The organism is Xylanimonas sp. McL0601 (assembly GCF_049852175.1).
Taxonomy (GTDB): domain Bacteria; phylum Actinomycetota; class Actinomycetes; order Actinomycetales; family Cellulomonadaceae; genus Xylanimonas.
The window spans coordinates 3,310,228-3,335,654 of sequence record NZ_CP187527.1; the positions used below are offsets into that span (position 1 = coordinate 3,310,228).

23 protein-coding genes are annotated in these 25,427 nt (G+C 72.9%); 9 read left to right on the forward strand and 14 right to left on the reverse strand.

Translation table 11 applies throughout. The features are described from left to right. Positions 1–9 precede the first annotated feature (9 nt). Positions 10–1,335, forward strand: a complete 1,326-nt coding sequence (nhaA, locus tag ACO4JP_RS15330) for a Na+/H+ antiporter NhaA (protein ID WP_425954841.1) — start codon at positions 10–12, stop codon at positions 1,333–1,335. Here the strand turns inward: nhaA and ACO4JP_RS15335 are convergent. Next, entirely contained in the window at positions 1,328–1,840 is a 513-nt protein-coding gene (locus tag ACO4JP_RS15335; RefSeq protein WP_425954842.1) for a DsbA family protein, read from the reverse strand. The genes nhaA and ACO4JP_RS15335 overlap by 8 nt on opposite strands. A gap of 72 nt (positions 1,841–1,912) precedes the next feature. Between ACO4JP_RS15335 and ACO4JP_RS15340 the strand changes: the two genes are divergently transcribed. After that, the gene (locus tag ACO4JP_RS15340; protein WP_425954843.1) at positions 1,913–2,578 is read left to right on the forward strand and encodes a vitamin K epoxide reductase family protein; all 666 of its coding nucleotides are present in this window, start codon (positions 1,913–1,915) and stop codon (positions 2,576–2,578) included. A 6-nt stretch (positions 2,579–2,584) separates the two neighbouring features. Here ACO4JP_RS15340 and ACO4JP_RS15345 read toward each other — a convergent pair whose 3' ends face one another. Further along, a complete protein-coding gene (locus ACO4JP_RS15345; protein ID WP_425954844.1) occupies positions 2,585–3,064 on the reverse strand; it encodes a dsRBD fold-containing protein in 480 nt (159 codons plus the stop codon). 66 nt (positions 3,065–3,130) lie between these two features. Here ACO4JP_RS15345 and ACO4JP_RS15350 point away from each other — a divergent pair, with 66 nt between their 5' ends. After that, complete coding sequence (locus tag ACO4JP_RS15350) at positions 3,131–3,730, forward strand: dihydrofolate reductase family protein (RefSeq protein WP_425954845.1); 600 nt, start codon at positions 3,131–3,133, stop codon at positions 3,728–3,730. Here ACO4JP_RS15350 and ACO4JP_RS15355 read toward each other — a convergent pair whose 3' ends face one another. Together ACO4JP_RS15355 and ACO4JP_RS15360 are read right to left on the reverse strand one after the other, a co-directional pair. Continuing rightward, positions 3,731–4,582 carry an ABC transporter substrate-binding protein gene (locus ACO4JP_RS15355; protein WP_425954846.1) on the reverse strand — a complete coding sequence of 284 codons (852 nt, stop codon included), beginning with the start codon at positions 4,580–4,582 and terminating at the stop codon, positions 3,731–3,733. 181 nt (positions 4,583–4,763) lie between these two features. Further along, positions 4,764–6,029: an amidohydrolase family protein gene (locus tag ACO4JP_RS15360; RefSeq protein WP_425954847.1), complete on the reverse strand. Its 1,266-nt coding sequence runs from the start codon at positions 6,027–6,029 to the stop codon at positions 4,764–4,766. Between the two features lie 126 nt (positions 6,030–6,155). On the opposite strand from ACO4JP_RS15360, the gene ACO4JP_RS15365 reads away from it, so the two are divergent. After that, positions 6,156–6,833, forward strand: a complete 678-nt coding sequence (locus tag ACO4JP_RS15365; RefSeq protein WP_425954848.1) for a TetR/AcrR family transcriptional regulator — start codon at positions 6,156–6,158, stop codon at positions 6,831–6,833. Positions 6,834–6,995: 162 nt separating this feature from the next. Here the strand turns inward: ACO4JP_RS15365 and ACO4JP_RS15370 are convergent, their stop codons facing one another. Genes ACO4JP_RS15370 through ACO4JP_RS15380 form a run of 3 tightly spaced genes read right to left on the reverse strand, consistent with a single transcriptional unit; the run spans position 6,996 to position 9,447 of the window. Further along, the gene (locus ACO4JP_RS15370) at positions 6,996–7,610 is read right to left on the reverse strand and encodes a TetR/AcrR family transcriptional regulator (RefSeq protein ID WP_425954849.1); all 615 of its coding nucleotides are present in this window, start codon (positions 7,608–7,610) and stop codon (positions 6,996–6,998) included. A gap of 17 nt (positions 7,611–7,627) precedes the next feature. Continuing rightward, positions 7,628–8,320 (reverse strand): ABC transporter ATP-binding protein, encoded by a 693-nt coding sequence (locus ACO4JP_RS15375; RefSeq protein ID WP_425954850.1) that lies wholly within the window; start codon positions 8,318–8,320, stop codon positions 7,628–7,630. Further along, complete coding sequence (locus tag ACO4JP_RS15380; RefSeq protein WP_425954851.1) at positions 8,317–9,447, reverse strand: ABC transporter permease; 1,131 nt, start codon at positions 9,445–9,447, stop codon at positions 8,317–8,319. Before ACO4JP_RS15380 ends, ACO4JP_RS15375 begins: the two co-directional genes overlap by 4 nt. A gap of 178 nt (positions 9,448–9,625) precedes the next feature. Here ACO4JP_RS15380 and ACO4JP_RS15385 point away from each other — a divergent pair, with 178 nt between their 5' ends. After that, positions 9,626–11,251 carry an MFS transporter gene (locus ACO4JP_RS15385; protein WP_425954852.1) on the forward strand — a complete coding sequence of 542 codons (1,626 nt, stop codon included), beginning with the start codon at positions 9,626–9,628 and terminating at the stop codon, positions 11,249–11,251. A gap of 140 nt (positions 11,252–11,391) precedes the next feature. Here the strand turns inward: ACO4JP_RS15385 and ACO4JP_RS15390 are convergent, their stop codons facing one another. Further along, complete coding sequence (locus ACO4JP_RS15390) at positions 11,392–11,982, reverse strand: biotin transporter BioY (protein ID WP_425954853.1); 591 nt, start codon at positions 11,980–11,982, stop codon at positions 11,392–11,394. Positions 11,983–12,175: 193 nt separating this feature from the next. Here ACO4JP_RS15390 and ACO4JP_RS15395 point away from each other — a divergent pair, with 193 nt between their 5' ends. Beyond that, a complete protein-coding gene (locus ACO4JP_RS15395; RefSeq protein WP_425954854.1) occupies positions 12,176–13,966 on the forward strand; it encodes a VanW family protein in 1,791 nt (596 codons plus the stop codon). 6 nt (positions 13,967–13,972) lie between these two features. On the opposite strand, the gene ACO4JP_RS15400 is transcribed toward ACO4JP_RS15395, so the two are convergent. Both ACO4JP_RS15400 and ACO4JP_RS15405 read right to left on the reverse strand, forming a co-directional pair. Next, on the reverse strand, positions 13,973–14,803 hold the full coding sequence (locus ACO4JP_RS15400) for an MBL fold metallo-hydrolase (RefSeq protein WP_425954855.1): 831 nt from the start codon (positions 14,801–14,803) through the stop codon (positions 13,973–13,975). Between the two features lie 249 nt (positions 14,804–15,052). Beyond that, the gene (locus ACO4JP_RS15405; protein WP_425954856.1) at positions 15,053–16,243 is read right to left on the reverse strand and encodes an FAD-dependent monooxygenase; all 1,191 of its coding nucleotides are present in this window, start codon (positions 16,241–16,243) and stop codon (positions 15,053–15,055) included. A gap of 236 nt (positions 16,244–16,479) precedes the next feature. Between ACO4JP_RS15405 and ACO4JP_RS15410 the strand changes: the two genes are divergently transcribed. The 3 genes from ACO4JP_RS15410 to ACO4JP_RS15420 are packed head-to-tail and all read left to right on the forward strand — an operon-like array spanning position 16,480 to position 19,435. After that, on the forward strand, positions 16,480–17,274 hold the full coding sequence (locus tag ACO4JP_RS15410; RefSeq protein ID WP_425954857.1) for a (Fe-S)-binding protein: 795 nt from the start codon (positions 16,480–16,482) through the stop codon (positions 17,272–17,274). Then, entirely contained in the window at positions 17,271–18,794 is a 1,524-nt protein-coding gene (locus tag ACO4JP_RS15415; RefSeq protein ID WP_425954858.1) for a LutB/LldF family L-lactate oxidation iron-sulfur protein, read from the forward strand. The genes ACO4JP_RS15410 and ACO4JP_RS15415 overlap by 4 nt, the downstream gene beginning before the upstream one ends. After that, positions 18,791–19,435 carry a LutC/YkgG family protein gene (locus ACO4JP_RS15420; protein ID WP_425954859.1) on the forward strand — a complete coding sequence of 215 codons (645 nt, stop codon included), beginning with the start codon at positions 18,791–18,793 and terminating at the stop codon, positions 19,433–19,435. Before ACO4JP_RS15415 ends, ACO4JP_RS15420 begins: the two co-directional genes overlap by 4 nt. A 12-nt stretch (positions 19,436–19,447) precedes the next feature. On the opposite strand, the gene ACO4JP_RS15425 is transcribed toward ACO4JP_RS15420, so the two are convergent. Genes ACO4JP_RS15425 through rhaI form a run of 4 tightly spaced genes read right to left on the reverse strand, consistent with a single transcriptional unit; the run spans position 19,448 to position 25,236 of the window. After that, positions 19,448–20,485 (reverse strand): LacI family DNA-binding transcriptional regulator, encoded by a 1,038-nt coding sequence (locus ACO4JP_RS15425; protein WP_425954860.1) that lies wholly within the window; start codon positions 20,483–20,485, stop codon positions 19,448–19,450. 9 nt (positions 20,486–20,494) lie between these two features. Further along, positions 20,495–21,970: a rhamnulokinase gene (locus ACO4JP_RS15430; protein WP_425954861.1), complete on the reverse strand. Its 1,476-nt coding sequence runs from the start codon at positions 21,968–21,970 to the stop codon at positions 20,495–20,497. Further along, positions 21,967–24,021, reverse strand: a complete 2,055-nt coding sequence (locus ACO4JP_RS15435; RefSeq protein WP_425954862.1) for a bifunctional aldolase/short-chain dehydrogenase — start codon at positions 24,019–24,021, stop codon at positions 21,967–21,969. Before ACO4JP_RS15435 ends, ACO4JP_RS15430 begins: the two co-directional genes overlap by 4 nt. A 48-nt stretch (positions 24,022–24,069) precedes the next feature. After that, positions 24,070–25,236, reverse strand: coding sequence for an L-rhamnose isomerase (gene rhaI / locus ACO4JP_RS15440; protein WP_425954863.1), 1,167 nt, complete (start codon positions 25,234–25,236; stop codon positions 24,070–24,072). Positions 25,237–25,427: the final 191 nt, after the last annotated feature.

Consider the following 25,427-nt stretch of genomic DNA (forward strand, 5'->3'; position numbering starts at 1 on the left):
GCCCCGTCCGTGCGCGCGTTCCTCGCCACCGAGGCGGGCGGCGCGATGCTGCTGCTCGCCACCTCGCTCGCCGCCCTGGTCTGGGCCAACACCCCGTGGCACCACACCTACGAGACCTTCTGGAGCACGCCCCTGGGCGTCACCGTGGGTGACCGGGACTTCTCGCTGACCCTCGAAGGCTGGGTCAACGACGCCGCGATGGCGGTCTTCTTCCTCGTCATCGGTCTGGAGATCAGCCGCGAGGTCACCGTCGGCGAGCTGCGCGACCGCCGCTCCGTCGCGGTCCCGGCCCTCGGCGCGCTCGGCGGGCTCTGCGTGCCGATCCTCATCTACCTCGCGTTCAACCACACGGGCCAGGCGGCGCACGGCTGGGGCGTGGTCATGTCGACGGACACGGCGTTCCTCATCGGCGTGCTCGCGCTGTTCGGCCCACGCTGCCCCGACCAGCTCCGGCTGTTCCTGCTCACCCTCGCCGTAGTCGACGACCTGGGGGCGATCACCGTCATGGCGGTGGCGTACACGTCGCACGCGAGCTGGGTGGCGCTGGGCATCGCGGTCGTGCTCGTCGGCGTCCTCGGCTGGCTGCGCTGGATGCGCGAGTGGCGGCTGTGGCCGTACGTCGTCGTCGGCCTCGCGCTGTGGGCGGCCGTGCACGCCTCGGGCGTGCACGCGACGCTCGCGGGCGTCGCGCTGGGCCTGCTCGTCCCGGCCTTCCCCGCCCGGGCCGACGACGTCGCCGCGGTCCCTGCGTACGCGCGCCGGCTCGCGCTGGAGACGACGGCGGAGCAGCAGCATCTGACCGAGCTCGCCGCGCGCGCCGCCGTCCCCGCGAGCGACCGGCTCCAGCGGGTGCTGCACCCGTGGAGCGCATTCGTCGTCGTGCCGGTGTTCGGGCTGGCCAACGCGGGCGTGCACGTGGACGGCGCGACGCTGCGCGCGGCGGCGACGTCGCCGCTGACGGTGGGCATCGCCGTCGCGCTGGTTGCCGGCAACGCCGTGGGCATCTTCGGGGCGGCGTCGATCGCCCTGCGCACGGGGCTGGGCCAGCTGCCCGGACGGGTGCGGTACTCGCACCTGCTGGGCGGCGCCATGCTCGCGGGCATCGGGTTCACCATCGCGCTGTTCGTCACGGCGCTCGCATTCGACGACCCGGTGCTGCGCGACCAGGCGAAGATCGGCATCCTCGCCGGCTCGCTGGTGGCGGCCGTGCTCGGCTCGGTGGTGCTGCGCTGGATGGGCGAGCGCTGGCCCCTGTGCTCCCCCGGGGCGGGCGACGGGCCGCCGCCGGCGTTGCCCGCGGGGCCGTGGTTCGCCCCCGAGCAGCCGGTCAGCTGAACCGGGCCGCCGCCGCCCGGTCGATCGCCTCGCGCAGGCGCTCCGGCGTCGGGCGGCCGCGGAACCGGGCGCCGTCGACGAAGATCGTGGGCGTGCCGTCGACCCCGGCGGCGAGCCCGTCGGCGTAGTCGCGGCGCACCCGGTCGGCGTGGCGCTGGGCGACGGGGCCGGCCACCGCCTCCGGGTCCGCCAGCCCAGCGCGACGTGCGTGCGCGACGAGGTCCGCGTCGGTGAGGCGGTCCTGGTGCGCGAACAGCTCGCCGACCAGCTCCCAGAAGCGGCCCTGCTCGGCGGCCTCCTCGACCGCGAGCGCCGCCGTCAGCGCGTGGGGGTGCACCTCGAACAGCGGGAAGTGCCGGAACTCGAGCCGCACCCGGCCTCCCGAGGCCTCGACGACCTGCCGCAGCACGGGCGCGGCGGCCCTGCAGTACGGGCACTCGAGGTCGGCGTACTCGACGATCGTGACGGGCGCGTCGGCGGCTCCGAGCAGGTGGGGGTCGGTCACCGGGACAGCCTGGCACCGCGCGCCCATCGCTGCGCGCTAGCCTGGCCCCGACTGCGAACCCGGGGAGCCCATGTGACCACCGCGCCCACCTCCGACGCCACGATGACGTCGGACGGCGATCTCCTGCTCGACGAGCGCCCGACAGGCTTCTTCCACTCCCGCCGCTGGCTGTTCGGCGAGATGCTCGTCGGCGCGATCATCTCCCTGGTCGCGGCGTTCGTGCTGTCCAAGGAGGCGGTGACGCTCGCCGCGAACCCGGATGCCGTGCTGTCGTGCGACTTCGGCAAGGTGTTCTCCTGCGCGCAGGTCGCCCTCTCACCGCGGGCCTCGCTGTTCGGCTTCCCGAACTCGTTCCTGGGCCTGGCGGCCGAGCCCGTGGTGATCACGATCGCGGTGCTCGGCCTGGCCGGGCTGCGGTTCCCGAAGTGGTTCATGATCGCCGCGCAGACGATCTACCTGTTCGGGTTCGTGTTCGCCTACTGGCTGTTCTACGCGGCTGTTTTCCAGATCCACGCGCTGTGCATCTGGTGCCTGACGGTGCAGCTCGCGACCACCGTGGTGTTCTTCTCGATGCTGCATCTCAACGTCCTCGAGGACAACCTCCACTGGCCGCGGCGGGTGCAGCGGTTCGCCCTGTCGGTGGTCCGCAGCGGCGGCCTGGGCTTCCTCCTGGCGGCATGGCTGATCGCGACGGTGGCCGTCGTCGTCTTCAAGTACGGCTCGTCGCTGCTGGGCTGACCCGCTTCAGGCGTGCACGTGGCCCCGGATGCCCGTCGACGCCGTGATGTCCCGCTCCGCCTGGCCGAGCAGGGCGTCGGCCAGGCGCCGCAGCGCCCGGCCCGCGGCGATCTCGTCGCCGACGACGGCGACCTCGGCGTCGGACGGGTCCTTCTGGGCCCGCCCCACGGCGCGCAGGCTGCCGATGTCGCCGCTGACGAGCGTCGCCTCCGCGGTGGTGCTCGGCCCCGACTCGACCATCGTCACGGTCACCTGCCAGGTGCGGCTGCGCGGGTGCGCGACGGCCGGGTGCGCCGCCTCGCCGCCGGGCTCGACGAGGCAGTCGCCGCCTGGGAAGACGAGCGACTCGTCCCCCGTGTCCGACCAGCGGACCGTGTACGGCGGCGCGCCGTCCGCACCGCGCACCTCTGTGATCAGCCCGTCGCGCACCGCGCCGTCGACGTGCCCCGACGCCCGCACGATCCGGTCCCCCACCGTCGCCCTCATCGTCGTCCTCCTCGTCGAGTGGTGGCTTCCATCATGCGCCGCGAGGCTGTTCCCTGGGAGGGGACGATGGGAACGATCAGCGTGTACGAGAGCATCACGCTCGACGGCGTCATGCAGGCGCCCGGCCGGGCGGACGAGGACGAGCGCGGCGGGTTCGCGCACGGCGGCTGGGGTGTCGGCTACGAGGACGACGTGCTGGCTCGGTTCGCCGGCACGGCGATGGCGGCGAGCACCGGCCTGCTGCTGGGGTTTCGCACGTACAAGGACCTGCTGCGGCACTGGACGGCCGTCACCGAGCCCAACCCGTACACGGACGCGCTCGTCAGCGCGCCCAAGCACGTGGTGAGCCGCGACGCATCGACGGACCTGAAGTATCCGAACAGCGAGCTGCACGCCGGGGACGCGCACCTCACCGTGCGCCGGCTCAGGGAGTCCTGGGAGGGCCAGCTCACGGTCCTGGGCAGCGGCGAGCTGGTCGCGGCGCTCGACGCCGCGGGCCTGGTCGACGAGTACGTACTGCTGATCTACCCGATCCTGCTCGGGTCTGGGCACCGCCTGTTCGCCGACGAGCACCGCAAGGACCTGCGCCTCATCGAGGCGGTCACGACGACGACGGGCGTCCTCGCGTGCCGGTACGCCATCGGGCGGCTCAGCCCCGTGACGTGATCAGCTCAGCGGCTTGATCGCGTCGGACTTCAGCCACTCGTGGCGCAGCTGGTCGAGCGTGCCGTCGGCCTCGAGCTCGTCGACGGCCTTCGAGACGCAGGTGGTCAGCGCAGAGTCCTTGTCGAGCACCAGGCCGAGCTGCTCGGGCGCGCCCACCTGCGGCAGCGTGCCGATGACCTGCGTGTCCGGGAAGTAGACGGTCGACGCCGCGACGCCCTGGTCGACGTCCATGACCATGGCGTCGATCTGGCCGGCGTGCAGCGCCTGCATGCCGTCGCCGGCGGCGTTGAACGGGGCCACCTGGACCTTGTCCCCCCACGCAGCCTCGACGGCGTCGAGCGACGTCTGCCCCGCGGTGACGCCGACCTTCGCGCCCTTGAGCGCGGCCAGCGTGGTGGCGCCGGCGTACGGGCCGTCGTCGGCGACGATGACGCCCTGGCGGCTCGTCAGGTAGGGCGACGAGAAGTCGACGGCGTGCTTGCGCGCGTCGGTGATCGTCGTCTGGTAGGCGGCGAAGTCGAAGGGCTTCTCGGCCGGGGCGACGATCTGGTCGAAGGTCACGTCGACCCAGGTCACCTGGTCGTGGGTGTACCCGAGCCGGTCCGCGACCGCGTACACGAGCGCCGACTCGAAGCCCTTGCCGCTGGTGCGTTCGCCGAGGTACCAGGGGGCGTACGGTTCGCCGGCCCCGACGCTCAGCTTCCCGTCGGTCAGCGTGGGCAGCGCGCCCGGCGCGCAGGCCGCGGCCGACGGCGAGGACGACGTCCCGGCGTCGTTGGTGGTGCCAGTCGAGCACGCCGCGAGCGCGGCGACGGCGAGGACGGCGGGAAGGACGAGGCGGGAGGAGCGCACGAACGCGAGCCTAGAGCCGGAGCAGCGACCCGCGGGAGGCCCGGAGCGTGCCGATCGTCACACGCTGCATTCCGCTGGGGCGCGCTACCCGCGTGTCGACATGCGGCGCAGATTGCGCGGACACGCCGCTGTACTTTGCGTGATCCCGGGCGTGTCGGCCGTGCCGAGTCACGCTGTGCTCTCACCGGGTGTCCGGTGCACTCGCAGAGGCGCCCGCCGTCTCGCCGGCGAGCCGGGTGCCGCGCCTCCAGACGGCGCGGGTGTTGAGGGTGTCACTGATCGTCGTGGTGGGGTCGCCGTCGACCAGGAGCAGGTCGGCACGCAGCCCCTCGGTAATGCGACCGCGGTCGTGGAGGCCGAACCGGCGTGCGGGCGTGCTCGTGGCCGCGCGTAGCGCCTCCACCGGCGTGAGGCCTGCACGGACGAGGTACTGCAGCTCGTGGTGGACGCTCGCGCCGTGGGCGAGGCCTCCCATGAACGGGACCGGGACGGAGGTGTCGGTGCCGACGAGGATGTCGACCCCGGCGTCGTGCAGGGCCTTGACGGAGGCGAGGACGTCGTCGAGGTTGCCCTGGGGGTAGTGGTTGAAGCTGGAGCTCAGGGTCTGGAGCCACGCGTCGTCGAGGCGCGAGGAGACGCGGGGGTCGGCGGCGAGCTCGGCACCGGTGATACCCATCATCGAGGCGTTGAGGACGACGCACGGGACGACGAATGCTCCGGATGCGGCGATGCGCTCGATGATCTCCGGGGTGTGGGGACGGTCCATGAACAGGTGTGCCAGGCCGCCGATGCCGGCGTCGATCGCCATGCGAGTCGCGTCGACGGTCAGGGCGTGCGCGATGGTGAGCATGCCGCGACTGTTGGCCTCGGCCACGCCAGCGTCCAGGGTGGCCTGGTCGAGCATGGGGATGCCGGGATGCCCCTCGACACTGCCGTCGTCGACCATGAACTTGATGTAGTCCGAGCCGGCCTCGAGCAGCTGCGGGATGAACGCGACCGCCTGCTCCGGGGTGGTCGAGAACGGCATCAGCGGCGGCTGTCCGGCCGGCGGGCGCGTGCCAGAAGGCGGCCCGGGGCGGAAGCCCTCCGGGAACAGCTCAGACGGGTGCCCACCGGGCGGGGTGATGCCGAACCCGGAGGAACGCACATCGGCGACGGTGTCGTCGTCCTCGATGCTCGTGCGGTTCGCGCGGGTGTTGGTGCCCTGCATCTCCAGCTGGGTGGTCACGCCGAACCGGAGCGCGAGGCCAAGGCTCGCGCGGTTGGTGTGCACGTGGGCATCGAACAGACCGGGCAGGAGGGTCGCGCCGGCGGCGTCGACGATCTCGGCGCCGGCCGGGACCTCGCCCCCGACGGAGGCGATCGTCATGCCCTCGATGACGACGGTGGTCGCATCGAGGACCCGCTCGCCGTCGAAGACAAGAGCGTGGGTGATGGCGGTGGTCATGGCAACTCCTTCAACGAACGTGTTCGTGGAGCATCGTAGCGAACAACGAACATGTTCGCAACGAATGCGTTCGTTGATTCGGTGCCAAGACCAGTTCCTGACGAACGCGTTCGCTACGGTGGGGCCGTGACCGCAGTCCGCAGCAGGCGCGAACGTCCGGCAAAGCCCGCCCTGTCCCGAGAGTGGATCGTCGCCGAGACGATCGAGATCATGCGTACCGAGGGCCTGGAGAAGGCCACGATGCGCCGGGTGGCCCAGGCCCTGTCCACGGGGCCGGCCTCGCTGTACGTGTACGTGGCCAACACCGCCGAGCTGCACGCGGCGGTCCTCGACGAGCTCATCGCCTCGCTCGAGCCCGGCACGGGTGACTGGCGCTCGCGCCTGGAGGGCCTGCTCGGCTCCTACGCCGAGGTGCTCCATACCTATCCCGGCCTGGCACGCTCGGCGCTCCTGCTGCGCCCGACCGGCCCGAACGCGATGCGGCTGTACGACCAGATCCTGGGGCTGCTGCTCGACGGCGAGATCGACGCGGACCGTGCCGCGTGGGGCGTGGACCTGCTGTTGCAGCACGTCACGGCGACGGCTGCCGAGCACAGCACTCCCGCGCCCGGGATTGCCGACGAGTCCGCTGAGGGCAAGGTCCACGCCCTCGCCATCGCCTTCCGTGCCGCCGACCCGCAGGCCACCCCGCACATCGCCGCAAACGCCGAGTCGATGGTCTCGGGCACCCCGGACGAGCGAACCGGCTGGGCGATCCGGGCTCTGGTCGCAGGCATCGCCGCGACCCCGATCACCGAGGCCTGACGGCGTCGAGCAGCGTCGCTGCGGCGGTGCGGGCTGCGATGCCGACCGACTGGATGGCGCCGGCGTAGAAAGGCCCGTCCGCCACCTCAATGATCCGCTCGCGCAGGGCGTCGTCGCTCTCGACGACCCGGCTCGACCCGTCGCCTCCTGGCGTGAGGCCGATCAGCCCGGCTGCGGCTCCCCGCGGTCGATCCCGAGATAGGGCCAGAGCAGGTCGGCGAGCAGCCGCAGCGCGGTCCGCAGGCGACGCTGAGCGGTGCGTCGGTTGGGTGACCACACGTCGTGGCTGGCGCGAACCAGCATCGAGCCGATGATGTCGGCCATCAGCTGGGGTTGCGCCTCCCCGTGGGCACGGAGAGCGGCGACGAGCGGCTTCTGGAGCGACTCGTGGAACCGGTTCAGCGGCCCGGCAAGGAGAGCGGGATCTACGACGCTCGTCAGGGCGCGTGCGACGGCCTGCTCGGAGCTGGCGAACAGCTGCATGTTGGCCTCGACGTAGGCCCAGACCTGTTCTCCGGGGGTCGAGGCAGACTCGGTGGACCCGATGACCTGGGCTGCCCAGTCGGGAAACACGTCGCCGACCACGCCTGCCAGCAGCTCGTCGCGCGAGCCGAAGTACTCGTAGACGCTCGACCGGGCCAGGTTCGCCCGTGCGCCCACCTGTGCCAGGGAGGGCGCCTGCCCCTCTTCGGCAAGGTGGGCCCGTGCCGCATCCAAGATCGCGCGTCGCTGCTGAGCGCGGTGCTCGGCCACCGTGGGTGCCTGGATACGCGGCACGGGCTCACCTCACATGGTCATGGCCTCGGGACTGGTACGTGGGTGCCCAAGATACCGTCGGCCATCTCGAGCACCCGGTCGCAGTGGTGGAGCACGTCGTGGTCGTGGGTGACCATGACCGTCGCCACGCCGTGCTCGTGGGCCTCTCGCGCCAGCAGGCCGACGATCTCCTGGCTGCGCTGCCGGTCCAGGGCGGCGGTGGGCTCGTCGACCAGCAGCAGCCGGGGCCTGGTCACCAGGGCGCGGGCGATGCCCACCCGCTGTCGTTCTCCACCGGAGAGCTGGTGGGGGCGCTTGGTGGCGCGGTGGCTCATCCCCACCTCCGCAAGCAGGGTGGCGGGGTCTCGTGCGTCCTGCCGACGGCCGAAGGTGAGCGGGAGGCGGAGCTGGTCGACGGCGGTCAGGGCGGGCAGGAGGTTCGCGGACTGGAAGACGAACCCGATCAGGTCGCGCCGCAGGCGGGTCAGGCGACGTGCGTCGAGGTCGCCGAGGTCGGTCCCCGCGACGCGCACAGTGCCTCGGGTGGGCCGCACGAGCGCACCGCCGACCGCCAGCAGGCTCGACTTGCCCGAGCCGGAGGGGCCGACGACAGCCACGAGCTCACCGGGCTCGACGGAGAGGTGGACGTCGTCGAGCGCGGTGACGGTGTCTTCGCCGTCCCCGTGCGTCAGGGTGACGGCGTCCAGGACGAGGGCGGTCTCGTGGCTCATCGGTGTGCTCCCAGGGCGGTGAGGGGGTCGACGCGGGTGATCCGCAGCACGGCCACGACCGCGCCGAGCATCCCCAGCAGGACGAGCGCGGCCGTCGCGATGCCGATCGGCGCCGGGTCGAGGTGGAACGGCATCGGCGAGCCGGAGATGGCGGCGCCCATCGCGACGCCGAGCCCGACGCCCACGCCGGACGAGACCAGCAGCAGCACGAGCGACTGGGCGAGGCTGTCGCGCAGCAGGCTTCCGGTGCTGGCGCCCATCGCGCGCAGCACGGCGATCTCCTGGCGCCGCTGGATGGTCACCACCGTGAAGAAGGCTCCCACCACGAGGGCCGAGATCGCGTAGAGGAAGGCCTGGATCAGGTCCAGCGTCGAGGTCTCCGCGGAGAAGCCGGGCGAGGCCCCGAAGGACTGCTTCAGGGTCAACGACGTCGTGCCGGCCGCAGCGTCGCCGGCGGCAAGGTCGACGTCGGCGCCAGGCGCCGCACGGACCGCGACGGCGGTGACCTGGTCGTAGACGTGCGCACCCACCTCCTCGCCCGGTCGCACGCCCGCCCGGATCTCCTGCCACGTCGGCAGACTGACGTAAGCGACCTCGACATGACCGAACGTGTGCTGACCTTCGAGGAACCCGGCGACTCGAAGCTGTGTGCCCAGCTGGGCCACCGTGACCGTGTCCCCGACGCGCACACCGGCATCCCGTGCGGTCTCGCTCAGCAGCAGGCTGTCCGAGTCGGCCAGCTTCGCACCGTTGGTGGCCTGCGGAGCCAGCCAGCTGTCCGGCTCGACACCGAACAGCGCCAGGTCGATATCGACACCGCGGTCGGTGCGGGCGTTGGCCAGGGTGTTTCCGAAAGGCGCCGCGTCCTGGACGCCGGGCTGGTCGCGCCAGGTGCCCGCGACCTCCGGGTCGATCAACGAACGGGAGAACGCCGCGTCCGTGGCGACGTCCTTCTGGAAGGCCAGCGAGGTCACGTCCAGCTTCTTCAAGCCGGAGACGCCGTCGTTCACCAAGCCCACGGACAGGCCGGACAACAGGACCATCAAGACTGCGATCAGGGCCACGACGGAGCCCATCAGGGCGAAGCGGCCGCGGGCGAACGTCAGCTCACGAAGGGCGAGGAACACGTCGCCCCCTCAACTTTGTCGACATCATGTCGGCAACTATACCGACACTGAGTCGGTAAACTCGCACCGGCGGACCGACATCACCAGATCTACAGGTTTTGTCGACACGGTGTCGGGATGTACGGTCGGTGGCGCCGGGCGGCCGCCCGGTGGGAGCTCACCGCATGAGGAGCAGCGCATGTCCGAGACGTCCCGGATTTCCCGCCGACACTGGCTCGCGATGGCGACGCTGTCCCTGGGCGTGTCGCTGGTCATCATGGACGCGACGATCGTCAACGTCGCGCTGCCTGTCGTCATCGAGGACCTCGGCCTCGATGCGTCGGGGGCGCAGTGGATGAACGCGATCTACTCGCTCGTGTTCGCCTCGCTCATGCTCACGGTCGGCCGGATCGGGGACCTCTACGGGCGCAAACGCCTGTACGCGATCGGGCTCGCGACCTTCATGGTGGCCAGCGTCGGTGCCGGCGCAGCGGCGAGCCCGGCGATGCTCATCGCGTCGCGACTGGTCCAAGGCCTGGGCGCCGCCATGGTCCTGCCCAGCACGCTGTCCACCCTCAACGCGATGTTCCAGGGACGCGCGCGGGGGATCGCGTTCGCGATCTGGGGATCGACGATCGGTGGGATGGCGGCGGTCGGCCCGCTCGTCGGCGGCTGGCTGGCCACCGACGTGTCGTGGCGGTGGGCCTTCTGGCTCAACATCCCCTTCGGCCTGCTCGCGCTGTACGGCACCGCGCGGACCATCGACGAGACACGCGACACCACGCTGCGGCGCGGCGCGGACGTCCCCGGCGTCCTGCTGTCGAGCCTCGGACTGGCGGGCATCGTGTTCGCCCTCATCGAGGGCGACTACTACGGCTGGTGGCGCGACGCCGACGGGAGCCCGACGCCTGTCCCGTTCGCCCTTGTCGGAGGCGTGCTGCTCGTGGTGGCGTTCGTCCTCGTCGAACGACGCCGCGTGCTCGCGGGCAAGGTTGCGCTAGTCGACCTCGGCCTGCTGAAGATTCGGTCCTTCAGATTCGGGATCATCGCGGCGATGATCGTGGCGCTCGGAGAGTTCGGGCTCCTGTTCACATTGCCGCTCCTTCTCCAGGGCGCACTCGGGTACTCGGCGCTCGGCACCGGCTGGATCCTGCTGTGGCTCGCACTGGGCACCTTCCTCGTCTCGGGCGCCACCCCGCGCCTGTCGGCCAGCCTGGGCCGCACCTCCGTCGTTCGCATCGGGCTCGCACTCGAAGCCGTCGCGATCGGTGGCCTCGCCCTGACGCTGAGCACCTCGCTGCCCGGAGCGGTCATCGCCATATGGTTGTTCGTCTACGGCGTCGGGGTCGGTCTGGCGACCGCGCAGCTGACGAACGTCATCCTCGTCGACGTCCCGGCTGCCGAGAGCGGCCAGGCGTCGGGATTCCAGACGACCGTCCGCCAGCTCGGGTCCGCGCTCGGAGTCGCGCTGCTCGGCGGCCTGCTGATCGCCACGACGACGTCCCAGACGCAGGATCGCGTGGCCGACTCGAGCCTTCCCGCCGCCCAGCAGGAGCGAGTCGTCGCGATGGTCCACGACAGCGCCGGAGCCGCCATCCCGGCCCTTGCCGCGGACCCCGCGACCGCGGACGCTGCCCGTCACGCGGAGCAGGCACTCGTCCACGCGAGCCGGGTCACCACGGGCATCGCCGCAGGCGTGCTTGTGGTCGGCGTCGCGGCGACGTTCGGTCTGCCGCACTCGCCAGCCCAGCCCGCCGGCCGTGGCGCCGAGGGCGCAGAGCCGCGCACCGGCCGCGCTGGTCGCACCCGCGCCGCCCGCCCGTGACTGAGTCGTGACTCCGCCTAGGGGGAGTCACTTGTCCCCAGGATCCCGCCCAGGTGCGTGCACACCGCCGACACCGTGCAGCAGTCCCCTCCGCAGCTGCTGATCGCTATGGGGCAAGGTCACACGTCCACACCGGGTGCTCAGCGCCCGCTGAGCGACCAGCGCTGCACCTGCCACAGCGTCGGCAGCACGCCCGCGACGATGGCCGCCTTGACGGCGTCGCCCGCGAGGAACGGCAGCACGCCCGCGACGAGCGTGTCGGCGAGGCCGAGGTGCGCGTACACCGCGAGCCACGGGGCGCCCACCACGTAGACGAGCGCGCTGGCGGCTGCCGCGCCGGCGAAGGTCCGCCACACCGACCGGTCGCCGCCCGTCCGGGCGAGCCGGCCCATGAGGACGGCCGCGGGCAGGTAGCCCAGCACGTAGCCGAACGAGGCGAAGGCCCAGCCGCTCGTGCCGCCGGCGAAGGCCGGCAGACCGCTCACGCCCGCGACGATCAGCAGCCCGATCGACGCCGCCGCCAGCCGCGGCCCGAGCGCCGCGCCGACGCCGAGCACCGCAAGCGTGCCGAGCGACAGCGGGACGGGGGTGAACGGCAGCGGCACCATGACCTGCCCCAGCGCGGCGACGACGACGGCGCCGAGCACGACCGCGGTGACGGTGCGGACCCGCCCCGCAGGCAAGATCTCGACAAGGGTGCGCGCCGGAGCGGCGGTGACGGTCTGCGACATGGGGCAGAACTGTTCCAGAACCGTGCGCGTCATGTGAAGCCGCGCCGGGCATCGGCCCAGCATGTGGGCACGGCGGTGCCGAGCGGTCGCTGCCCGCCGCGGGCGCACACCGTGCGCGACGACGACGGACCGCGCCCGCCGGGCCCGCCTAGGGTCGGACGCTGAAGACTTCCCGACCGTACGGAGCGTGTTGATGGGCCACCCGAACGAGCGCGACACCGCGCCCGCGCCGCCGACCCCTGCCGGGGACGCCTTCCGGCGCGGGCTCCGCGCCCTGGCGTGGACCGCCGCGGGCGTCGCCGTCGTCGGCGCCGCGTACGCCGGCGCTCAGTGGGCGCTCTCCGAGCGCGTGCCCACGGGCACGTCCGTCGCGGGCGTCGACGTCGGCGGGCTCACCCGCGACGACGCGATCGCGAGGCTCGACGCGGGCCTGGCCGAGCGCATCCTCGAGCCGATCGAGCTGACCGCCGCGACCGCCACCGCCTCGGTCGACCCGGCGTACGCGGGCCTGGCGTTCGACACCGCGGCGAGCGTCGACCGGCTCACCGGCTTCTCCCTGCACCCCGTGCGCCTGTGGGCGCACCTCAGCGGCAGCTTCGAGGCCGACCCCGTGGTCCAGGTCGACCGCGGGAGGCTCGAGCCCGTCGCGGAAAGCCTCGCCTCGCAGCTCGAGGTCGAGCCGGTCGACGGCACGGCCGGGTTCGAGGACGGGCAGGCCGTCACCAGCGCGGCCCAGGAGGGATCGCGCGTGGAGCCCGCCGACGCGGCACGCGTGCTCGAGTCCGGCTGGCTGCGCCAGGAGGGCCCGCTCGACGTGCCGGCCGAGCTCGTTGCGCCCGCGATCACCCAGGACGCGACCGACGCGGCCTACGCGCAGGCCCGCCAGATCGTGTCCGCCCCGGTCACGGTCGAGGTCGCCGGGCAGCGCCCCGAGCTCCCCGGCTCGGTCCTGGCCGACGCCGCCTCCTTCGAGGCGCAGGACGGCGAGCTCGTCGTGTCCTTCGACGGCGCCGCGCTGCGCTCCGCCGTCGACGACCGCGCGACCAACCTTCTGACCCCCGCCGAGAACGCCCGGTTCGTGTTCGCCGACGGGCGTCCGCAGGTCGTCGGTGGCGCCACCGGCACGACGCTCGACGCCGACGCCCTCGCCGTCGCGGTCGAGGCCGCGGCCGTCGGCGAGGACCGGACCGCCCAGGCCGAGCTGATCGAGGAGGCCCCGGCCGACACGCGCGCCTCGCTCGAGGCGCTCGGTGTGCACGAGGTGGTCTCGAGCTTCTCCACCGGCATCACCAACGACCGTGTGCGCACCGACAACCTGCACCGCGGCGCCGAGCTGCTCACGGGCACGCTCGTCCGCCCGGGCGAGACGTTCTCGCTGCTCGACGCGCTCGGCCCGATCAACGCCGCCAACGGGTTCGGCGACGCGCCCGTCATCGTGGGCGGGCAGTTCGTCCCGGGCGTCGGCGGTGGGCTCTCGCAGATGGCCACCAACGTCTACAACGCCGGGTTCTTCGCAGGCTTCGACATCGTCGAGCGCCAGCCGCACTCGGTGTGGATCCCCCGCTACCCCGCCGGGCGCGAGGCGACGATCTTCACCGGGTCGATCGACCTGCGCTTCCGCAACACCAGCCCCTACGGGGCGGTCCTGCGCTCCTGGGTCGGGGGCGGCGAGCTCCACGTGCAGATCTGGAGCACCGAGCACTTCCGGGTCGAGACGTCGGCGAGCCCCAAGCGGAACATCCAGCCGGCCAGGACCAACCCGTCGACAGCGGCGAGCTGCACCCCGCGTCGCGCCGGGCAGGACGGCTTCACGATCACGAACGAGCGCCGCGTTTTCCGCGGCAGCACCCTCGTGAGCGAGACCTCGCACACCTGGACCTACCGGCCCGACCACGGCACGTCCTGCGCGCCGCGCCCGCAGCCCGAGGCGCGCACCGCCGCCCAGGACGACGATAGCGAGGCCGCGCGGCCCGAGGATGCCTGAGCCTTCCTATCCGGCCGCCGTCCCGCGCTCGCTTTGGCGGGCGAGGCCCTCGAGCTGCCCTTCGTGGACGTCGGTGACCCACTCCCAGCCGTCCTTGGCCGATGACCCGAGGCGGGGGTCCTCGAGAACGCCGCCGTCACGCACGGCGAGAAGGTACGCGCGATCCTGGTCGATCCGCGCCTGGACCTCGTCGGCTCTGCAGACGGACCCGTGGCCGGGGACGAGAACATCGACGTCGCCCGCCACACCCTCGAGAAGCCGAAGTGCAGCGAGGTAGTCCTCGACCGGGTCGGCGCTGTTCAGATCGAGCATCGGAACCAGGACGTTCGAGAGCATGTCACCCGCGACGAGGACGCCGCGATCCTCGATCAGCAGCGCCGCATGGCCTGAGGCATGCGCCTGATGCTCGATGATCCGGACCCGCGGGCCGTCCCAGGGGATCCGCGCGGTCGCGGCCGACAGGCCCGTGATGAGGCCGAACGAGCCCAGCGGTATCTGCTCGGCGATGTCCGGCGGCAGGACTGCGGCGACCAGGGCCTGCCACTTCGGGTGGGAGAGGAGACCTCCCACGGCGGCCGAGCAACCGGCCGTGCCGTAACGGGGCGCCACGCCGAGCCCGGCGTGCCAGAGCAGGTGATCCCAATGAGGATGCGTCGAGAAGCCCGCGACGACGGTCTGGCCCGAGCCGTACAGGTCGTCCGCGAGGCAGGCCAGCTCCTCGCCGCGTATCCCTGGGTCGATCAGCAGCATGCCGGCGGTGCCCTGCGCCGCGACGGTGTTGCTCTGGCAGAACTCGCTCTCGTGGACCAGCACACCCTCCGCCACCTGCCGCAGCATGGTGACCCCTTCCGTCTGCGGTTCGCGATCACTCGTCGTGACGGCAGCACCCGGCGGAAGTCATCGATGGGCGTGCAGGCGTCACGGCGACGCCGCGCTCACCCGAGGTCGAGGGTCACAGTGACGTAGGAGTGCGCCGGCAGGTCGACCTCGAGCCCGCGCGGGTGCTCGCGGACGCCGACGTGCGCGGCCGGCGCGACGGCGTCGAGGCGGTCCGGGGTGTTGTGCGCGTCGAGCCTGGGCGGGAGCTCACCGCACGGGCGGCGCCGCCTGGGGCGGCGTCCATCCCATCGCCGCTTCGGCCCCACGCACGACGGCGCCCGTCGGTGTCAGCCGCATGAGCGCGTTGCGCAGCCCCTGACCGACGCCGAGGTGCGCCCCGAACCGCCCGGACGCGACCGACGCTCGCGCCAACCCTCGGCAGCGCGGTCTTCGGGCGGCATCGAAGCCCGCGAGTGCCGGGGCGAGCCGCCCACCTGCGGCGACGGGTGCGCCGACGAGCAGCCCGACGCACAGCCCGTCCTCGAGCGCGGTCGCTGCACCCTGCCCCATGGTCGGAACCGTCCCGTGTGCCGCATCCCCGACCAGCACGACCCGTCCGGAGGTGTACGACGGCGCTCCCCCGGGCAGGTGGTGGACGTCGTGGCGCAGCAGCGTGGCGGGGTCGGTGGCGTCGAGCACCTCCTGTACGGGTGCGGCCCAGCCGGCCGCACGCGCCTTGGCGGCGGCGAGCTCGCCGTCGGGCCCGCCGAGCCGCGTCCGCTCGGGCATGCGCACGTACCCGTACCAGTAGGTTTCGTCCGGCCCTCCGGCGGGCGTGGTCGGCAGGATGCCGTACTCGGCGTGCGGCCCCCAGAACTGTGTGAGCGCCTCACCGCCGAACACCCCCGGGACGACGGCGCGCCAGCTCGAGTACCCGCTGTACACCGGCGCGATGCGCGGGAAGACGACACCGCGGACGGCGGAGCGAATCCCGTCCGCACCGACGACGAGGTCCGCCGCGCGCCCACCGACGACGGCGGGAGCACCGTCGGCGACGCCCGGGTCGAGGTCGGTGACGGTGCTGCGCGGTACGACGTGGACGCCGAGCGCGACGGCTCGGCCGAGCAGCGCCGCGTGCACGCGGCGACGGTGGACGCCGATCAGCCCGACGGCGTCGCGCACCTCCGGTGATCCGGGGACCGTGAGGATCGGCCGACCCCGCCAGTCGAAGGTCCCGCCGGCCCAGGTTGCGTACCCCAGCGCGGCGACGTCGTCGTCCCCGAACCCGAGCCCGCGGAACGCGGCAACGGCGTTGCGCGACATCGCGAACCCGGCGCCGATCTCCCCGGCCTCCGCGGCCCGCTCGAGGACCGTGATCTGCCATCCCACCCGCGCGAGCGAGACGGCAGAGGCGAGGCCCGCGATCCCGGCGCCGACGACCACGGCAGACGTACTCATGCGCGGGAGCGTAGCCGTGTCAGGCGGCGGCGATCGTGACGGCTACCTTTCCCGGCAGTGCACTCTGTCGAAGCGCTCTCCGCGATCATGTCGGCGAGTGAATGGATTCAAAACGCGAGATGGGACGCTATGCTGCCGCGGAGCGGGAAGTGACGTCCAGCCCGACGACCAGGCACCTCACCTGGCACCCTCACCCGGCACCTCACCCGGCAACGCCGACGGGAAGGAGCACGACAGTGCGCATCGCGCTGGCGGCGACCTGCATCGCCGACACCCTGTTCCCCGCCGCCCCGCAGGCGGTGGTCCGCCTGCTCGAACGGCTCGGGCACGAGGTCGTCTTCCCTTCCGGGCAGGCGTGCTGCGGTCAGATGCACGTCAATACGGGGTACTTCGCGGAGGCCGTGCCCGTGATCCGCAACCATGTGCAGACCTTCGCACCCGTCGCCGACGGCGAGTGGGACGCCGTCGTGATGCCGTCCGGGTCGTGCACGGGGTCCGTGCGCCACCAGCAGGCGATGGTCGCGCGCCGCGCCGGCCTCGACGAGCTGGCCACGACGGCCGAGGCGGTGGCCGCCCGGACGTATGAGCTGTCCGAGCTGCTCGTGGACGTGCTCGGCGTGACCGACGTCGGCGCGTGGTTCCCGCACCGCGTCACGTACCACCCCACCTGCCACTCGCTGCGCATGCTCCACGTCGGCGACCGGCCGGTGCGGCTGCTCCGCGCGGTCGAGGACCTCGAGCTCGTCGAGCTGCCCGAGGCGGAGAGCTGCTGCGGGTTCGGCGGCACGTTCGCGCTGAAGAACGCGGACGTCTCGGCCGCGATGCTGGCCGACAAGACCGCGGCCGTACGCTCGACGGCGGCCGACGTGGTCACCGCCGGCGACATGTCGTGCCTCATGCACATCGGCGGCGGCCTCTCCCGTCAGCGCTCCGGCGTCCACGCCCTGCACCTGGCCGAGATCCTGGCCTCGACGCGCGAGGACCCGACGCCGATGCCGCGCACGACCTTCTCGGAGGTGACCGTCTCGTGAGTACGTTCCTCGGGATCCCGCGCCGGAGGGCCGGCGACGACGAGCCCTTCGGCCCGCTCCCCCACCCCGAGACGCCGCTGCGCTGGGGCGAGTCGTTCCCGGACGCCGCCAAGGCCGCGCTCGGGAACGACCAGCTCCGCCGCAACCTCGCGCGCGCGACGTCGACCATCCGCGACAAGCGGGCCCGCGTCGTGGCAGAGGTGCCCGACTGGGAGGCGCTGCGGGACGCCGGCTCGGCCGTCAAGCAGCAGGTCCTGGCGGAGCTGCCCGAGCTGCTCGCGCGGCTCGAGGAGAACGTGACCGCGCGCGGCGGCGTCGTGCACTGGGCGCGCGACGCCGACGAGGCCAACCGCATCGTCGCGGAGATCGCCAAGGCCAAGGGCGTCGACGAGGTGGTCAAGGTCAAGTCGATGGCGACGCAGGAGATCGGGCTCAACGAGGCCCTCGCCGCGCGTGGCATCGCCGCCGTGGAGACCGACCTGGCCGAGCTCATCGTGCAGCTCGCCGACGACATGCCGTCGCACTTCCTGGTCCCGGCGATCCACCGGAACCGTTCGGAGATCCGCGACATCTTCCTGGCCCGCATGGCCGACGCGCCGGCCGACCTGAGCGACACCCCGCGGGAGCTCGCGACGGCGGCCCGGGCGCACTTGCGCCGCAAGTTCCTCTCCGCGAGGGTCGCCGTGTCCGGCGCGAACTTCGGCGTGGCGGAGACCGGCACCATCGCAGTGGTCGAGTCCGAGGGCAACGGGCGCATGTGCCTGACGCTGCCGGAGACGCTGGTCACGGTGATGGGCATCGAGAAGCTGCTGCCCTCCTTCACGGACCTCGAGGTGTTCCTGCAGCTGCTTCCGCGCTCGTCCACCGGCGAGCGGATGAACCCGTACACGTCCCTGTGGACCGGCGTCACGCCGGGCGACGGGCCGCAGGAGTTCCACCTGATCCTGCTCGACAACGGGCGCACCAAGGTGCTCGAGGACGAGCGCGGGCGCGCCGCGCTGCACTGCATCCGCTGCTCGGCGTGCCTCAACGTGTGCCCGGTCTACGAGCGGGTCGGCGGGCACGCCTACGGGTCCGTCTATCCCGGGCCGATCGGGGCCATCCTGACCCCGCAGCTCACCGGGCCGTCGGGCACGCGGGGAGGCGGTCACGATGACCCGAACGCCTCACTCCCCTACGCCTCGACGCTGTGCGGCGCCTGCTTCGAGGTCTGCCCGGTCAAGATCGACATCCCGTCGATCCTCGTGGACCTGCGCGCCCGCGAGGTCGACGCCGACCGGGGCCGTCTCGTCGACCCGGTCGCGGCCGTGATGAAGGCCGCGTCCTGGGCCATGTCCGACGGCGACCGGTTCGCGGGAGCGGAGCGCCTCGCGGCCCTCACGCACGTCGTCGGCGGCGCGGACCACGTCGTCAAGCACCTGCCCTACCCCGGCTCGCGGTGGACGGGTTCGCGCGACCTGCCCGTGCCGCCCGCCCGCGCGTTCCGCCGCTGGTGGGCGGACCGGAAGGAGTCCCAGTGAGCGACGCACGCACCGACGTCCTGGCCCGCATCCGCGCCGCGCTCGGGCCCGCGCCCCAGGCGGCGGTCGAGGTGCCCCGCGCCTACCGTGCCGCCGGGGAGCACGCTCCGGGCTCGGAGGCAGTGCTCCACCTGCTCGAGGACCGGCTCGTCGACTACAAGGCCCACGTGCGGCGCGTGAGCGCCGCGGAGGTGCCCGACGCGATCGCCCAGGCGGTCGCGAGCCTCGGCACCTCGGCGCCGGTCGTGGCCCCCGACGGCCTCGACCCCGCCTGGATCGCCGGCCTGGGCGACGTCGTCCTCGACTCGCGCACCGCACCCCGCAGCAACGCCGAGCTCGACGCGTCCGCGGCCGTGGTCACCGCTGCGCGGGTCGCGATCGCGGACACCGGCACGATCGTGCTCGACGGCGAGCCCGACCAGGGCCGACGCGCGATCACGCTCGTCCCCGACACGCACCTGTGCGTGGTGCGCGCCGACCAGGTGGTCCAGACCGTCCCGGAGGCCGTCCGCCTGCTCGCCGAGCATGCGGCCCGGCCCCAGACCTGGATCTCGGGCCCGAGCGCCACGAGCGACATCGAGCTCTCGCGCGTCGAGGGCGTCCACGGCCCGCGCTCGCTGCACGTGCTGCTGGTCGTCTGACCTCGGCCCCGATCAGGCCACGACGGCGGCGCCGGTCGACTCGCGGAGCACGACCTCGGCCGTCAGCCCGCCGTCCGGGGCGACCAGCTCCTCGCCGTCGAGCTCCGCGACGGCCGCGAGCACCGCGCGGCGCCCCATCTCCTCGAGCGGCACCCGCACCGTGGTGAGCGCCGGCACGTGGTCGCGCAGCGTCGGGATGTCGTCGAAGCCCGCGACAAGCACGTCGTCGGGCACGCGCACGCCCCGTTCGCGCAGACCGGCCATGAGGCCGATCGCCATGACGTCCGAGGTCGCGAACACGCACAGCCGCTCGCCGTGCGACCGCTCCACCAGGTCGGAGACCGCCGCGGCGGCGCCGTAACCGCCGTCGCGCGAGAACTCCGCGACGGGCACGACCTCGACGACGCCCCCACCCGCCGCGACCGCGCGCGTGAAGGCCTCGCTGCGCTCACGCGGCGTCGCCCACGTCTCCCAGCGGCCGAGCACCACGAACCACCGGAGCCCAAGCCTCAGCAGGTCGACCGCGAGCGCCTCGCCGCCCGCAGCGTTCGGCGGCCGCACCGTCCGCACGTCGCCCAGCGGCTGCCCCACGAGCACGGCGTGGCCGCCCGAGTCGCGGTAGCGCGTCAGGGCGGCGTCGAGCGCGTCGTCCTCTGGCCCGTCCCGCCGCGTGCCGACGACGACGATCGCGTCGGCCCGGTGCGCCACCAGCGCGGCGACGGCCTCGAGCTCGACCGCCGGGTCACGGTCCGTGCTGGCCAGCAGCAGCTGGAGCCCGTGCTCGCGGGCCGCGACCTGCGCCCCCGCGGCGATCGAGGAGAAGTACGGGTCCGAGATGTCCTGCACCACGAGCCCGAGCAGGCCGGTGCGCGAGCGGGCCAGCGCCTGCGCCTGGGCGTTGACGACGTAGCCGAGCGCGTCGGCCGAGGCCCGGACCTTGGCGACCAGGTCGGGGCCGGGCTGGCGCGCGGATCCGTTGAGCACGCGCGAGGCCGTGGCGAGCGAGACGCCCGCGTGCTCGGCGACGTCCTGGAGCCGGGGCCTCGGCATGCCCGGATCCTATCGAGGCGGCTCGTACCGGCGGAGGCTGAAAGACGCGGCGACGACGTCGCGCAGCGCGTCGAGCCCGCCGGTCAGCGCGCCGGTTGCTCGCGCCTGCACCAGCACGTTGCCGACCGCCGCGGCCTCGCCGGGACCGGCGACGACGGGCAGACGGGTGGCCTCCGCGGTGAGCCGGCAGAGCAGCCCGTTGCGCGCCCCGCCGCCGACGATGTGCACGACCTCGACGGGAGCCCCGGCGAGCTCGGCCGCCCGCGCGATCGTGCGGGCATAGGCCGCCGCAAGGCTGTCGAGGACTGCGCGGGCGAGAGCCGGCCGGGTCTCGGGGACGGGCAGGGCGGCGCGCCGCGCTGCCTCCGCGAACCGGCGCGGCATGTCGCCGGGCGCGAGGAAGTCGTCGGTGTCGAGGTCGACGACGGTGACGCCGCCGGGCTCGCGCGCGGCGGCGTCGAGCAGCTCGGCGAGGTCGACCGGCCGGCCGTCGCGCGTCCACTCGCGGACGCACTCGTCGAGCACCCACAGCCCCATGACGTTGTGGAGGTACCGCACCGTCCCGTCGAGCCCGAGCTCGTTCGTGAACCCGGCCTTGCGCGAGGCTTCGGTGAGCACGGGCGCGTCGAGCTCGAGCCCTACGAGCGACCAGGTGCCCGAGCTGATGTAGGCGCCCCGCTCCCCGAGCGGGGTGCCCACCACCGCCGACGCCGTGTCGTGCGACGCGACCGCGACCACCCGTACCGGGCCGAGGCCTGTGGCCTCTTGCACCGCGTCCGCGAGCACCCCGACCACGGTCCCCGCCTCGACGAGCCCGGGCAGCAGCCGGCGCAGCCCGGCGAGCGCCGGGAACTCCGCCCCCAGTCGCTTCACGATCCCGTCCGCCCAGGTCCGCGAGGCGGCGTCGAGCAGCCCGGTGGTCGAGGCGTTGGTGACCTCGGCGACCTTGCGTCCGGTGAGCCAGTAGGTCACGAGGTCCGGGACCAGCAGCACGTCGTGCGCGAGCGGCCACACGGCGTCGGCCGAGCCGGCCACGAGCTGGAACTCCGTGGTGAAGGCCAGGTGCTGCAGGCCGTTGACGGCGTAGTGCTCGGCGGCGGGGATCCGCGCGTAGACCTGGTCGGCGACGCCCAGCAGGCGCGGGTCGCGGTAGCACCGCGGGGCGGCCAGCAGGGCGCCGTCGGCATCGAGCAGAGCGGTGTCGACCGCCCACGAGTCGACGCCGACGCCCGCGAGCACGGCCCCGCGGGTGGCGGCCTCGCGGCCCGCGGCCCGCAGGCCCTCGAGGATGCCGCGCCACAGGTGCAGCACGTCCCAGCGCAGCTCGGTGCCCGCCCCTGCGGGCACGGGCACCGGGCCGTTGGTGAACCGCCCGGTCTCGAACAGCTCGACGCGTGCGCCGCCGCCGTCGTGGTGCAGCACGCCGAGCATCACTCGCCCGCTCGTCGCGCCGAGGTCGACGGCGGCGTACGCCGTCGGGCTCACCGGAGGAACGCCGCGGCCACGCCGGCGTCGACCGGCACGTGCAGCCCCGTGGTGTGCGAGAAGTCGCTCGTGCACAGCGCGAACGCCACGTTTGCGACGTGCTCGGGCAGCACCTCGCGCTTGAGCAGGGTGCGCTGCGCGTAGAACTCGCCCAGCTTCTCCTCGGGCACGCCGTAGACGGCGGCGCGGTTGGCGCCCCACCCGCTGGCGAAGATGCCCGACCCGCGCACGACGCCGTCGGGGTTGATGCCGTTGACCTTGATGCCGTGCGGGCCGAGCTCCGCTGCGAGCAGGCGGACCTGGTGCGCCTGGTCGGCCTTGGTGGCCGAGTAGGCGATGTTGTTGGGGCCGGCGAACACCGAGTTCTTGGACGAGATGTAGATGATGTCGCCGCCCAGCCCCTGGTCCACGAGCGCCTGGGCGAAGTTCTTCGAGACGAGGAACGAGCCCTTGGCCATGACGTCGTGCTGCAGGTCCCAGTCGGCCTCGGTGGTGTCGAAGAGCGACCTACTAAGCGACAGGCCGGCGTTGTTCACGACGATGTCGACGCCGCCGAACGCCAGCACGGTCGCCGCGAGCGCAGCCTTGACCGCGGCCTCGTCGGCCACGTTCGCGGCGAGGCCGACGGCGACGTCGGGCCCGTCGATCTCGGCGGCCGCGCCCTGCGCCGTGGCCTCGTCGAGGTCGGCGACGACGACGCACGCGCCCTCGGCGGCCAGCCGCGTCGCGATGGCCTTGCCGATGCCCGACGCCCCGCCCGTGACGAACGCGATGCGGGTGGCGAGCGGCTTGGGCCTGGGCCGCCGCTGGAGCTTGGCCTCCTCGAGCGCCCAGTACTCGATGCGGAACTTCTCGCTCTCGTCGATCGGCGCGTAGGTGGACAGCGCCTCGGCTCCGCGCATGACGTTGATGGCGTTGACGTAGAACTCGCCGGCGACGCGGGCGGTCTGCTTGTCCGCGCCGTAGGAGAACATGCCCACGCCCGGCACCAGCACGATCGCCGGGTCGGCGCCGCGCATCGCGGGCGGCTCCTCCCCGCGGGCGCGCGCCTCGGCCGCTCCGCGCTCGTAGTAGGCGGTGTAGTCGGCCCGGTACGCCTCGTGGAGCTGCGGCAGCCGCTCCACGATCTCGTCGACCGAGGCCGTGGCCGGCAGGTCGACGACGAGCGGCTTGACCTTGGTGCGCAGGAAGTGGTCGGGGCAGCTCGTGCCGAGCTCGGCCAGCTCCCGGTGCTTCTCCCGCGCGAGGAAGTCGAGGACGACGCCGGCGTCGGTGAAGTGGCCGACCTGCGGATGGTCGGCTGAGGCCACGCCACGCAGGTGCGGCGCGAGCGCGGCCGCCTTGGCGCGCCGCTCGTCGTCGGGCAGCGCCTCGAAGCCGGTCAGTGCCGGGCCGAACGGCTCCGCCGCGCCGTGCTCGTCGATGTACGCCTGCGCGGTGGCGATGATCCACAGCGAGCTCCGCTCCGCCTCCTCGGAGGTGTCGCCCCACGCGGTGACGCCGTGGCCGCCGAGCACAGTGCCGACGGCCTGCGGGTTGGCCTCCTTGATCGCGGCGATGTCGAGCCCGAGCTGGAACCCGGGCCGGCGCCACGGCACCCACACGACCTTGTCGCCGAAGATCTTGGCGGTCAGCTCCTCGCCGTCGGCCGCGGTGGCGATCGCGATGCCGGCGTCGGGGTGCAGGTGGTCCACGTGCGCGGCGTCGACCAGGCCGTGCATGGCGGTGTCGATCGACGGCGCCGCGCCGCCCTTGCCGAACAGGCAGTGGTCGAACGCGGCGACCATCTCGTCCTCCCGGTCGACGCCCGGGTACACGCCCGCGAGCGAGCGCAGGCGGTCCAGGCGCAGCACCGCCAGGCCCTTCTCGGTCAGGGTGCCGAGGTCGCCGCCCGAGCCCTTCACCCACATGAGCTCGACGGGCTCCCCGGTGACCGGGTCGGTGTCGGTGCCCTTGGCGGAGGTGTTGCCGCCGGCGTAGTTCGTGGTGCGGGGGTCGGCGCCGAGCCGGTTGGACCGGGCGATTAGGTCGGCGACGGCGGGGTGCGTCATGGCGGGTTCGCTCCGAGGGCGTGGGTGCGGTCTTTGCGTGCGGGTGGGTCAGGCGCCCCAGGACGCCTGGGTGCCGCCGACACGCTCGGCGGCGATCTGCTGCTGGTACCCCGAGGCGGCGTAGGCGGCCATGGGTTCCGCAGGGAGTCCCTTGGCCTCGCGGTAGGCCGCGAGCGCCGGGCGGACGTCGGTCCAGAACGCGTCCATCACGACCTGGTTCGCGGTCAGGACGTCGCCCGCGGCCTGCGCGGCGTCGAGCGCGTCGCGGTCCACCAGCAGCACCTTGGCCACGGTCTCCTGGACGTTGAGCACCGAGCGGATCTGGCCGGGGACCTTGTCCTCGATGTTGTGGCACTGGTCGAGCATGAGCGCAACGGGCGACCCCTCGCTTAGCCCACCGCCCCGCGCGACCTCGAAGAGGATGCGGAAGAGCTGGAACGGGTCGGCCGCCCCGACGATCAGGTCGTCGTCGGCGTAGAACCGCGAGTTGAAGTCGAACGAGCCGAGCTTCCCGAGGCGCAGCAGCTGGGCGACGATGAACTCGATGTTGGTGCCGGGGGCGTGGTGGCCGGTGTCGAGGCAGACGAACGCCTTCTCGCCGAGGGCGGCCACGTGGGCGTAGGACGTACCCCAGTCCGGGACGTCCGTGTGGTAGAACGCCGGCTCGAAGAACTTGTACTCGAGCACCATCCGCTGACCCTCACCCAGGTGGGCGTAGATCTCCTCGAGCGCCTCGTGCAGCCAGTCCTGGCGGGCGCGGATGTCTCCCTGGCCAGGGTAGTTGGTGCCGTCCGCGAGCCAGATCTTCAGGTCGCGCGACCCGGTCAGGCCCATGATCTCGATGCACTCGAGGTGGTGGTCGATCGCCTTGCGGCGCACGGCAGGGTCGCGGTGGGTGAGCGAGCCCAGCTTGTAGACGTCGTCCTGGAACGTGTTCGAGTTGATCGTGCCCAGCGCGACGCCGTGGTCGAGCGCGAACGCGCTCAGCGACCCGTAGTCGTCGACCTTGTCCCACGGGATGTGCAGCGCCACGGTCGGTGCCAGGCCGGTGAGCTCGTGCACCTTGGCGGCGTCGGCGATCTTCTCCTGCGGCGTGCGCGGGGTGCCGGCCGTCGCGAACACCTTGAAGCGCGTGCCGGAGTTGCCGTAGGCCCAGGAGGGGACCTCGATCGCGAGCCGGTCGAGCACCGGGGTGATCTGGTCGAACGTCGTCATCGTCGTGCGCCTTCCTCAGGGTCGGAGACCGCAGCGAGCTGCGTCTCGAGGTGGAAGATCTCCGTCAGCTCGACCAGCTGCGGGGTCGACCCGGAACTGGAACATCACTCGGCGCACGGCGTGCGACCTCCTCCGTCATCATCGACGTCGTCCCCGGGCGGTGAATCGTTTCAAGCATTCCGAACGTACAC

What these genes read in the sequence shown, in the direction of transcription:
- ACO4JP_RS15345 (WP_425954844.1), bottom strand. Translation starts at nt 3,064, where the DNA reads ATGAGGGCGACGGTGGGGGACCGGATCGTGCGGGCGTCGGGGCACGTC.
- ACO4JP_RS15350 (WP_425954845.1), top strand. Translation starts at nt 3,131, where the DNA reads ATGGGAACGATCAGCGTGTACGAGAGCATCACGCTCGACGGCGTCATG.
- ACO4JP_RS15360 (WP_425954847.1), bottom strand. Translation starts at nt 6,029, where the DNA reads ATGACCACCGCCATCACCCACGCTCTTGTCTTCGACGGCGAGCGGGTC.
- ACO4JP_RS15375 (WP_425954850.1), bottom strand. Translation starts at nt 8,320, where the DNA reads ATGAGCCACGAGACCGCCCTCGTCCTGGACGCCGTCACCCTGACGCAC.
- ACO4JP_RS15385 (WP_425954852.1), top strand. Translation starts at nt 9,626, where the DNA reads ATGTCCGAGACGTCCCGGATTTCCCGCCGACACTGGCTCGCGATGGCG.
- ACO4JP_RS15390 (WP_425954853.1), bottom strand. Translation starts at nt 11,982, where the DNA reads ATGTCGCAGACCGTCACCGCCGCTCCGGCGCGCACCCTTGTCGAGATC.
- ACO4JP_RS15395 (WP_425954854.1), top strand. Translation starts at nt 12,176, where the DNA reads ATGGGCCACCCGAACGAGCGCGACACCGCGCCCGCGCCGCCGACCCCT.
- ACO4JP_RS15400 (WP_425954855.1), bottom strand. Translation starts at nt 14,803, where the DNA reads ATGCTGCGGCAGGTGGCGGAGGGTGTGCTGGTCCACGAGAGCGAGTTC.
- ACO4JP_RS15405 (WP_425954856.1), bottom strand. Translation starts at nt 16,243, where the DNA reads ATGAGTACGTCTGCCGTGGTCGTCGGCGCCGGGATCGCGGGCCTCGCC.
- ACO4JP_RS15425 (WP_425954860.1), bottom strand. Translation starts at nt 20,485, where the DNA reads ATGCCGAGGCCCCGGCTCCAGGACGTCGCCGAGCACGCGGGCGTCTCG.
- ACO4JP_RS15435 (WP_425954862.1), bottom strand. Translation starts at nt 24,021, where the DNA reads ATGACGCACCCCGCCGTCGCCGACCTAATCGCCCGGTCCAACCGGCTC.
- rhaI (WP_425954863.1), bottom strand. Translation starts at nt 25,236, where the DNA reads ATGACGACGTTCGACCAGATCACCCCGGTGCTCGACCGGCTCGCGATC.